The following is an 8,292-nucleotide window of genomic DNA, read 5'->3' on the forward strand; positions in this document are numbered from 1 at the left end:
GTCCGAACTCCGTGTTGGGCAGCAAAATCCCGTTGTGGATGACCGCCGACCCGATCCCGGTTCCGAATGTGAGCAGCACCACCACGCCGGTGGTGTCTTTGCCCGCCCCATAGCGCTCTTCGGCCAGCCCCGCCGCGTCGGCGTCGTTGAGAACCACGATCTGCTGGCCGTTCAATTCGGAGCTGATGATGTCACGGGCGTTGGTTCCGATCCAGGACTTGTCGACGTTGGCCGCAGTCCGGACGATGCCATGCGTGACGACACCCGGATAGGTCACCCCAAGCGGGCCGGTCCAGCCGAATTCGTGGACCACGGCCGCGATCGTCTTTGCGACTGCGGACGGTGTGGCCGGTTGGGGGGTCAGCAGCTTGTACCGGTCGCCGACCAGCTGGCCGGTCTTCAGGTCGACGATTCCGCCCTTGATGCCGCTGCCGCCGACGTCGATACCGAAACCCTGGCGCGCGGGAATCTCGGGCACATCGATTCCGGTGGAGGCGGCGGTCGAGTCGGTACCGGTCACGAGAATCTCCTCGGCGAGACTGGGGTGTCGACAAAACCCTAGTGCGTCGCTGAATGGTTGGCGGGCTTGTTACTCGGACGTTGCTGGAACCGGCGCCAACTGTGATGCGATGGACCGGTGAGCACGCCAAGGAACCAACCGGCAGAGCTGCGTTCGGTGGCCGAGAGGCTGGCCGGCGAAGCCGCGGCCTTCGCCCGGCGCCGTCGTAGCGACGTGTTCGGCCCCGACGCGCGCGCCGGGGGCAACGATGCGGTGCGAACAAAGACGACGCCCACCGATCCGGTCACCATCGTCGACACCGAGACCGAACGGTTGTTGCGTGATCGGTTGGCGCAGTTGCGATCCGGCGACCCGATTCTGGGTGAAGAAATCGGCGGGCCGCAGTCTCCGGCGGGCAGCGCCGCGGGCGCCGTCACCTGGGTGCTTGACCCGATCGATGGCACGGTGAATTTCGTCTACGGCATCCCGGCCTATGCGGTGTCGGTGGCAGCACAGGTCGATGGTGTGTCGGTGGCCGGTGCGGTTGCCGACGTCATGGGCGGGCGGGTGTACTCGGCCGCGGTCGGGCTGGGTGCACACGTCATCGACGAGCTGGGCACGCACCCGCTGCGGTGCAACGCGGTCGACGATCTGTCGCTGGCGTTAGTGGGCACCGGATTCGCGTACTCCCAGCGACGTCGCACGGTTCAGGCGACACTGGTGGCCAAAATCCTGCCGGTAGTCCGCGATGTGCGTCGGATCGGCTCTGCCGCAATGGATTTGTGCATGGTGGCGGCGGGCCGATTGGACGCCTACTACGAGCACGGGCTGCATGTCTGGGACTGCGCGGCGGGCGCGCTGATCGCCGCCGAGGCGGGCGCCCGGGTGGTGTTGCCAGCGCCGGGAGATCCCGACGGAGCCGCCGCGCTGGTCGTTGCCGCCGCGCCCGGGATCGCCGACCAGTTACTCGCGGCCCTGGAGCAATTCGACGGCCTCGCTCCGATTCCGGGCTGATCAATCCAACCGACCCAGCGGTCAGCAGGTGCCCGAGTGGATCTTGGCCAGCAGCGCCGGATCGGCGGGCTCGGCATCGCCGGGACGCAGGCCGGCAAGTACCGCGGCGATGTCGTCGCTGTGTGCCAGCGCGCTGAAATCGGTGCCGAGGACCAGGTCGACGGAATCGTCGGTGCGGTCATCGCGAAACAACTCGGCGCACGGCGCGATTAGCCATACCGCCGCAGCGGCGGCCTGGCCCGCGTCGCCGAAGCGGATCTGGCCCTGGCAGTTCAGCCTGGCCTTGGCATAGACCGGATCGTTGGCGGCGGTCGGCTGCGCGAAGCCCAGGTCTTTCAGCGCACCGGCGACTTCGGCCGCCTGACCACCGCGACCGCTGGCGTTCAGGACACGCAGTTTGGTATCGGCGAGTTTTGCGGGCGCGACATTGACCATCGTGCTGGGTGACACCTGGGTGCCCAGGTGCGGCGCTCCCGGGTCGGTCTGCTCCGGCGGGAAATTGCATGCGGCGGTCTCGTGGACGTCGGGCGGCCGGGTGAGGGCCATCGTCCACACCACCGCGGTCGCCACCACCAGCACGACTAGCAGGAAAATCGCGGGCCGGGCGTTGCGACGGCGGAACGGTCGACCATGGCGGTCGAAGGCTGTGCCTTCGGTGATTTGCGCGACCACGTACGCACTCTAAACGGGATGTTTAGGGCGAGGTAACGCGGTTAAATCCGCGATGTGACGTAAATCACACTCGAAACCTGGGCATACGGGCACGAATCGTTTGGTGGATGCGTTCGACGCTGGTACAAAGCTTTGCTTGCGAGGTATACGAGGGGACAGATGATGGCTACCGACTACGACGCCCCACGGCGGACCGAAACCGATGACGTTTCTGAGGATTCCCTAGAGGAACTCAAGGCACGGCGAAACGAAGCGGCGTCGGCGGTAGTCGACGTCGACGAATCAGAATCTGCCGAGTCTTTCGAGCTGCCTGGTGCCGACCTGTCCGGCGAAGAGCTGTCAGTCCGCGTGATTCCCAAGCAGGCCGACGAGTTCACGTGTTCGAGCTGCTTTCTGGTGCAGCACCGCAGTCGGCTGGCCAGCGAGAAAAACGGCGTGATGATCTGTAACGACTGCGCGGCCTGACAAGGTGGATTGCCCGCCTCCTCAGCGGGCGGTTGCCCGCCCGCATCGTCACCGGGCGGTGGATTGCGCGCCTAGACAGCGGGCGGTTGCCCCGCCCGCACCGTCACCGGGCGTCAGCTGCGCAATGCCGAAAGCACCCGCTCGGGGTGACGGCAGCTCACCAGCCAGTAGGGCGTCGGGTCGTCGACGTCGTCCAAAACGAGCAGCACCATTGGGCCTACCCAGCCTCGGTGCACCACGTACGCCGCGGGGTCGAGTTGGCGCCCCAGCGCCGCGGACTTGGCCGAGCGGGGGATATCTGCGGAACGGGCGATCACAGTGACGGGCAGATGCGCCTCGCCGGCCCACAATTCGACTCCGCCCTCGCCGGCGGTGACCCGGATCTCGATTCGGCCCAGCCACAGCAGCGCTCCGGAAGCCACCACGAACAACACCGCGAACGGCAGCCAGCGCGGCAGGCTCGACACGCCCTGGTTGACTTCCAGAGCAACGATCGCCGCGAGCGCGAAACCCAATGGCCACCACCACCATGGCACCCATAGCCGCTCGCGATACCGCACGCTTTGCGGCGCGACTCGCGTACCTGACATTCGGTCAAGGGTAATCTGTGCCCCCGTGTCGACGAGTCTGGCGGTTGTGCGTCTTGACCCCGGGCTACCGCTGCCCACCCGTGCCCACGATGGCGACGCCGGCGTTGATCTCTACAGCGCCGAAGACGTCGAGCTGGCGCCCGGACACCGTGCGCTGGTTCGGACCGGGATCGCGGTTGCGATTCCGTTCGGAATGGTCGGGTTGGTGCACCCGCGGTCTGGATTAGCTTCTCGGGCAGGGCTTTCGATCGTCAACAGCCCGGGGACCATCGATGCCGGCTACCGCGGTGAGGTGAAGGTCGCGCTGATCAACCTTGATCCTGCGACGCCGATCGTCGTGCATCGCGGCGATCGGATCGCCCAATTGTTGGTACAGCGCGTCGAGTTGGTTGAACTGGTCGAGGTGTCGTCGTTCGACGAGGCCGGGTTGGCCGAGACCACCCGTGGCGAGGGTGGCCACGGCTCCTCGGGCGGGCACGAGAGTTTATGAAGGGGTGGCGCTGGTAATGGCATTCGGTAGACGCAAACCCAAAGACGAGCCAGCCGACGAGTCGGAATCTCTGGAAGTGTCGGCCCCACCCACGGAACCGGAACGGCCGGTCCAGGGCGCGGCCGCCGATGACACCGAGGGCCCGTTCGACATCGAGGATTTCGACGACCCTGCGGCGGCCGAGGCGGGCCGTCTCGATCTCGGTGCGGTGTTGCTGCCGATGCCGCCGTCGGCCCAGCTGCAAGTCGAGTTGACCGACACCGGCGTCCCCAGCGCGATATGGGTGGTGACACCCAACGGCCGCTTCACCGTCGCCGCTTACGCGGCGCCCAAGACCGGCGGCCTGTGGCGTGAGGTGGCCGGCGAGCTTGCCGACTCGCTACGCAAGGACGGGGCAACGGTGAGCATCCAGGATGGCCGCTGGGGCCGCGAGGTAGTCGGCAGCGCGACCGGAGTGGTCCGGTTCATCGGCATCGATGGCTACCGCTGGATGATCCGTTGCGTCGTCAACGGCTCGCCCGAAACCATCGACGCGTTGACTGACGAAGCCCGGCAAGCGTTGGTGGACACCGTAGTTCGTCGCGGCGATACTCCATTGCCGGTCCGGACGCCACTGCTGGTGCAGCTGCCCGAGCCGATGGCGTCGCAGCTGCGCGAGGCCGCGGCAGCGCAGGCCGCTGGGGGGCAGGCGGTCGCGCCGCCGGACCCTAACGTCGGGGGGGACGAGGCGCCATCCGAGCCGACTGCGCGCCGCAGTGCCGGCGGGTCGGCGATGCAGCAGCTGCGCAGCACCACTGGCGGCTAAACAGCTGGGCGCGTGTGATCACCTGCCTTAGCCCAACCTGGCGCGAGCTCAAATGTCTTGGAGGAACTCGAGGATGGTGTGGCCGTAAAGGCTTGGGTGGGTGAAGCGGAACATGTGGCCAGTCTTGGGGAGTACGGCTTCGCGGGCATTCGGAAGTCCTTGGCGTAGTTCCCGAGCGGCTTGGTCCCCGACGAGTTGGTCATCTTCCGGGGTGATGAGCAGCGTGGGAACGTTGACCTTGGCGAGCTGGTCGCGCACGTCGAAAGAGATGACGCTGGCGACCCGTGCGCTGTAGGAGCCTGCCGGGGTGTTCTCGATGAACAACTGGCGGTAGTCGTCGCGGGTGTGCGGAACCTCGGCATCGTGGTCGAACTTCGAGGCGAGGCTGCGGGCGTGGTAGCGCAGCGTGCCGTTGCGGTAGAGCGATCCGCGGACGTAGTGCGAGGCGCGGCCGGCAGTGTTCTTCCAGCGCGGGAGGGGGTTGGCGGCGAACCCTCCGGACAGGACCAGTCCGCGCAGTCCGATTGGCTGTCGCAGCGCGAGAGTGAGGCTGATGACGGCGCCGTAGGAGTCGCCGACGAGTACATAGTCCGAGAGTCCCTCGACCTGAGTGGCCAGGAAGTCGGCGTAGCGCTCGACGTCGTCGAGTCCTTCGGGGAGACGCATGGTGCGCACCGGGTGGGCGGCCTTGAGCGAGGTGAGCTGGCGCTCATCCCAGGGAGCGCCGGAAAAGCAAGGGACTGTGACGAGGGTTGGTGTGGCGGTGGGCATGGGGGCCTTCTTTCGGTGAAGTGGTGCGTCACCCTCTGCTTTATTAGGTGACACGTCACGAATAATATATGACGTGTCATCGAATGGCTATATACTGTGACGATGGACTCAATAGAGGAATTCCGTTACCTCGTCCTGGCCGCCCAGCGGGAAGGTTCGCGGGCCCTCACGACGGCGCTCAAGCCACACGATCTGACGCCTTCCCAAGCCGAGGCGATCGCTGTCCTGCGTGATGCGACGGGACCGCTGACCGTGAGAGAGATAGGGCAGCGTCTGGTATGTGAAGGCGGTAGCCCGAGCAGGCTGATGAGCACGCTCACCCAAAAAGGTCTCGTGGAGTCGACGGTTGGCTCTACGGACCGGCGAACCACGCTGCTGGCACTGACCGCGGCGGGCGTCGACGCGGCACGAACCGTGAGTCAGATCGAACAGAACCTTTATGCAGCCCTGGGCCTTGTCTTGGGCGAGGACCAGGTTGTCGCTGCGCTGCCTGCGCTGCGCGCTCTCGTGGCGCAGCTTCCGGCCGGACAGGCGTTGCAACGTCGGATCACCGACAAGAGCTCGGCGGACCTACGCGGGCAATCGAGCTAAATGGCTGCCAGTGCTGCCAGGGAGGCGGCGCCCAGGGCTGCGGGATCGGTGCCGATCTGATCCAGGGTGACCGTGCGTAGCGCCGCGCGGGGCGCGGCGGCCGCCCATTCCTGCCCGATGCCAAGGGGATGGATCGGGTCGTCGGTGGCGGCGGCGACGCCCATCGGTACGGCCAGCTGCTGTAGCTGCGTGTGTGTGGGCGCCACATAGGTCGCTGCTTCGTCCATGGCGTCGGGTAATTGCGGCCATTGGCTCCGCCACGACCGAGTCAGCTCCTCGGCCAGCCACGGCGGGCTAGACGCGCGCATCTGCGCCGTCGTCGCGGCCAGACCGTCGTGACGCAGCTGTTGCGCGGAGTGTCGTGCGGCGATCGCGGCGGGCGCCTCGCCGGGCGGACCGGTCCACGCCGGCAACGCGGCCAACACGGCCACCGCCAGGTCGGGATGCTCTAGCGCCCAGGCGGCGGCCACCGCAGCACCGATCGAAACGCCGCCGACGGCGATTGGACCATGGCGCGCTGCGTCGTCCAACGCGCGCAGGTAGCCCTCGATCAAGCGATTCGGCTGCGGCGGCGGCGCCAAAACCTGCGCGCCGACCTCGCAGAGCGGTCCCGCGAAGGCACGCGTGATGTAGTCGTCGTCGGATCCTGTGCCCGGCAGTATGACGGTGGTCACGCCGCTCAGGTCGACAGCCATGACTCGATACTGCCCGGCCGCCGGTGGGTATCCGCATGGGGCGGGAACTAACCGGTCTACGGTGTCCGTTGGCGTGAGAGGATCGGCTTCCAACCCGTGGAACATGTTGGACCTACAGGACGGTCAGGAGAGGCCATGGCGGCAGAAGGTTATCTGCGCCGGCTCACTCGTCGGTTGACGGAGGACCCCGAGCAGCGCGACGCCGAGGAATTATCCGACGAGGCGGTCAACACCGGCGCGCAGCGGGCCATCGACTGCGAGCGAGGCCAGGAGGTCACGATGGTCGGAATACTGCGCACCGTGGAAACCAACGCCAAGGGTTGCGCCGCCGGGGTTCGCGCCGAGCTGTTCGACGGCACCGACACCGTGACCATGGTGTGGTTGGGGCAACGGCGCATTCCCGGAATCGACTCGGGCCGCAGGCTGCGGGTGCGGGGCCGGCTGGGCAAGCTGGACAACGGCACCAAGGCGATTTACAACCCGCACTACGAAATTCAGCGGTGAAGCCTCCGGTGAACGGTGCGGCCGAAGCCAGCGATGTGACCCCGGCCGCCGCGAGCGAAGCCGAGTCCGCAGCGGCGAACTCCACCCCTGCCGAGCGGGTGATGGCACAGCTGGGCGGCGTGCCGGGGATGATCTACTCGTCGCTGCCGGTCTTGGTGTTCGTCGGGACCTCGAGGCTGCTGGGTTTGGCGGCGGCAGTCGGCGCCGCCCTCGGCATCGCCACGCTCATCCTGCTGTGGCGGCTGATCCGGCGTGAGTCCGCGCAGCCGGCGGTGTCGGGCCTGATCGGTGTCGCGGTCTGCGCACTGATCGCCTACCTGCTGGGGGAGTCCAAGGGATATTTCCTGCTGGGCATCTGGACGTCGCTGTTCTGGGCGGCGGTCTTCGCGGTGTCGATCCTGATCCGGCGCCCGGTGGTCGGCTACATCTGGAGCTGGCTGCACGGGCACGACCGAGCCTGGCGCGACGTGCGCCGTGCCGTCTACGCCTTCGACGTCGCCACGCTCACCTGGGTGCTGGTTTTCGGCGCGCGCTTCGTGGTGCAGCACGTGCTGTATGAATCCGACCGCACGGGCTGGCTCGTGGTGGCGCGGATCGCGATGGGCTGGCCGCTGACCGCAGCGGCGGCGGTGGTGACCTACCTGGCGATCAGGGTGGCGCAGCGCGCTCTGGCGGAGACCACCGTCAGTGCGGTGGCAGCACCAGCTGACGCAACTCCTCCTCCGCCTCGCTGACGGCCACGAACAGCAATTCGTCGCCACCTTCCAGCGGTTCATCGTCCTGCGGCACGATGACCCTGGGCCCGCGCAGGATCGTCACCAGCGCAGCGTCACGCGGCAGCTGCAACTTCCGCACCGGCTTGCCGCCCCATGGCGTGTCGTCGGGCAGCGTGATCTCCACGAGATTGGCCTGACCGTTCCGGAACTCCATCAGCCGCACCAAGTCTCCGACCGCGACGGCTTCCTCGATCAACGAAGCCAGCATCCGCGGGGTAGACACCGCCACGTCGACGCCCCAGGCGTCGGTGAACAGCCACTCGTTGCGGGGATCGTTGACCCGGGCTACCACCCGAGGCACAGCGAACTCGGTTTTGGCCAGCAAGCTGAGCACCACGTTCGCCTTGTCGTCGCCGGTGGCGGCCACGACGACATCGAAGTCCTCCAGGCGTATCGACTGCAGCACGCTCATCTCGCAGG

Annotated in this window: 13 protein-coding genes; 7 read left to right on the forward strand and 6 right to left on the reverse strand. The window is 67.0% G+C overall.

The features are described 5' to 3' along the window. Positions 1-520: polyphosphate--glucose phosphotransferase (ppgK, locus tag WBF82_RS08700; RefSeq protein ID WP_424382646.1), on the reverse strand; the 520-nt coding region annotated here is incomplete at its 3' end. Positions 521-637: 117 nt separating this feature from the next. Between ppgK and WBF82_RS08705 the strand changes: the two genes are divergently transcribed. Further along, positions 638-1,513, forward strand: a complete 876-nt coding sequence (locus WBF82_RS08705; RefSeq protein WP_424382647.1) for an inositol monophosphatase family protein — start codon at positions 638-640, stop codon at positions 1,511-1,513. 21 nt (positions 1,514-1,534) lie between these two features. On the opposite strand, the gene cei is transcribed toward WBF82_RS08705, so the two are convergent. Beyond that, positions 1,535-2,185, reverse strand: coding sequence for an envelope integrity protein Cei (gene cei / locus WBF82_RS08710; protein WP_424382648.1), 651 nt, complete (start codon positions 2,183-2,185; stop codon positions 1,535-1,537). A 162-nt stretch (positions 2,186-2,347) separates the two neighbouring features. On the opposite strand from cei, the gene WBF82_RS08715 reads away from it, so the two are divergent. Next, positions 2,348-2,650 carry a DUF4193 domain-containing protein gene (locus WBF82_RS08715; protein ID WP_424382657.1) on the forward strand — a complete coding sequence of 101 codons (303 nt, stop codon included), beginning with the start codon at positions 2,348-2,350 and terminating at the stop codon, positions 2,648-2,650. Positions 2,651-2,763: 113 nt separating this feature from the next. On the opposite strand, the gene WBF82_RS08720 is transcribed toward WBF82_RS08715, so the two are convergent. Continuing rightward, on the reverse strand, positions 2,764-3,240 hold the full coding sequence (locus WBF82_RS08720; protein ID WP_424382649.1) for a DUF3093 domain-containing protein: 477 nt from the start codon (positions 3,238-3,240) through the stop codon (positions 2,764-2,766). 25 nt (positions 3,241-3,265) lie between these two features. Between WBF82_RS08720 and dut the strand changes: the two genes are divergently transcribed. Both dut and WBF82_RS08730 read left to right on the forward strand, forming a co-directional pair. After that, positions 3,266-3,730: a dUTP diphosphatase gene (gene dut / locus WBF82_RS08725; protein WP_424382650.1), complete on the forward strand. Its 465-nt coding sequence runs from the start codon at positions 3,266-3,268 to the stop codon at positions 3,728-3,730. Between the two features lie 16 nt (positions 3,731-3,746). Then, the gene (locus tag WBF82_RS08730) at positions 3,747-4,535 is read left to right on the forward strand and encodes a DUF3710 domain-containing protein (RefSeq protein WP_424382651.1); all 789 of its coding nucleotides are present in this window, start codon (positions 3,747-3,749) and stop codon (positions 4,533-4,535) included. 48 nt (positions 4,536-4,583) lie between these two features. On the opposite strand, the gene WBF82_RS08735 is transcribed toward WBF82_RS08730, so the two are convergent. Continuing rightward, positions 4,584-5,306, reverse strand: a complete 723-nt coding sequence (locus tag WBF82_RS08735; protein WP_424382652.1) for an alpha/beta fold hydrolase — start codon at positions 5,304-5,306, stop codon at positions 4,584-4,586. 102 nt (positions 5,307-5,408) lie between these two features. Here WBF82_RS08735 and WBF82_RS08740 point away from each other — a divergent pair, with 102 nt between their 5' ends. After that, positions 5,409-5,897, forward strand: coding sequence for a MarR family winged helix-turn-helix transcriptional regulator (locus WBF82_RS08740; protein WP_424382653.1), 489 nt, complete (start codon positions 5,409-5,411; stop codon positions 5,895-5,897). On the opposite strand, the gene WBF82_RS08745 is transcribed toward WBF82_RS08740, so the two are convergent. Then, positions 5,894-6,592, reverse strand: a complete 699-nt coding sequence (locus tag WBF82_RS08745; RefSeq protein WP_424382654.1) for an alpha/beta hydrolase — start codon at positions 6,590-6,592, stop codon at positions 5,894-5,896. The two genes, WBF82_RS08740 and WBF82_RS08745, sit on opposite strands and share 4 nt — an antisense overlap. A 135-nt stretch (positions 6,593-6,727) precedes the next feature. Here WBF82_RS08745 and WBF82_RS08750 point away from each other — a divergent pair, with 135 nt between their 5' ends. Beyond that, positions 6,728-7,096: an OB-fold nucleic acid binding domain-containing protein gene (locus tag WBF82_RS08750; RefSeq protein ID WP_424382655.1), complete on the forward strand. Its 369-nt coding sequence runs from the start codon at positions 6,728-6,730 to the stop codon at positions 7,094-7,096. 101 nt (positions 7,097-7,197) lie between these two features. Further along, positions 7,198-7,830 carry a DUF3159 domain-containing protein gene (locus WBF82_RS08755; protein WP_424382658.1) on the forward strand — a complete coding sequence of 211 codons (633 nt, stop codon included), beginning with the start codon at positions 7,198-7,200 and terminating at the stop codon, positions 7,828-7,830. On the opposite strand, the gene WBF82_RS08760 is transcribed toward WBF82_RS08755, so the two are convergent. Then, positions 7,781-8,292: potassium channel family protein (locus tag WBF82_RS08760; protein WP_424382656.1), on the reverse strand; the 512-nt coding region annotated here is incomplete at its 5' end. The two genes, WBF82_RS08755 and WBF82_RS08760, sit on opposite strands and share 50 nt — an antisense overlap.

This window comes from Mycobacterium sp., from assembly GCF_049673265.1.
Lineage (GTDB): Bacteria > Actinomycetota > Actinomycetes > Mycobacteriales > Mycobacteriaceae > Mycobacterium.

Coding starts and splice junctions, on each gene's coding strand:
- WBF82_RS08715 (WP_424382657.1), top strand. CDS start 2,348: ATGGCTACCGACTACGACGCCCCACGGCGGACCGAAACCGATGACGTT.
- WBF82_RS08720 (WP_424382649.1), bottom strand. CDS start 3,240: ATGTCAGGTACGCGAGTCGCGCCGCAAAGCGTGCGGTATCGCGAGCGG.
- WBF82_RS08730 (WP_424382651.1), top strand. CDS start 3,747: ATGGCATTCGGTAGACGCAAACCCAAAGACGAGCCAGCCGACGAGTCG.
- WBF82_RS08735 (WP_424382652.1), bottom strand. CDS start 5,306: ATGCCCACCGCCACACCAACCCTCGTCACAGTCCCTTGCTTTTCCGGC.
- WBF82_RS08740 (WP_424382653.1), top strand. CDS start 5,409: ATGGACTCAATAGAGGAATTCCGTTACCTCGTCCTGGCCGCCCAGCGG.
- WBF82_RS08745 (WP_424382654.1), bottom strand. CDS start 6,592: ATGGCTGTCGACCTGAGCGGCGTGACCACCGTCATACTGCCGGGCACA.
- WBF82_RS08750 (WP_424382655.1), top strand. CDS start 6,728: ATGGCGGCAGAAGGTTATCTGCGCCGGCTCACTCGTCGGTTGACGGAG.
- WBF82_RS08755 (WP_424382658.1), top strand. CDS start 7,198: ATGGCACAGCTGGGCGGCGTGCCGGGGATGATCTACTCGTCGCTGCCG.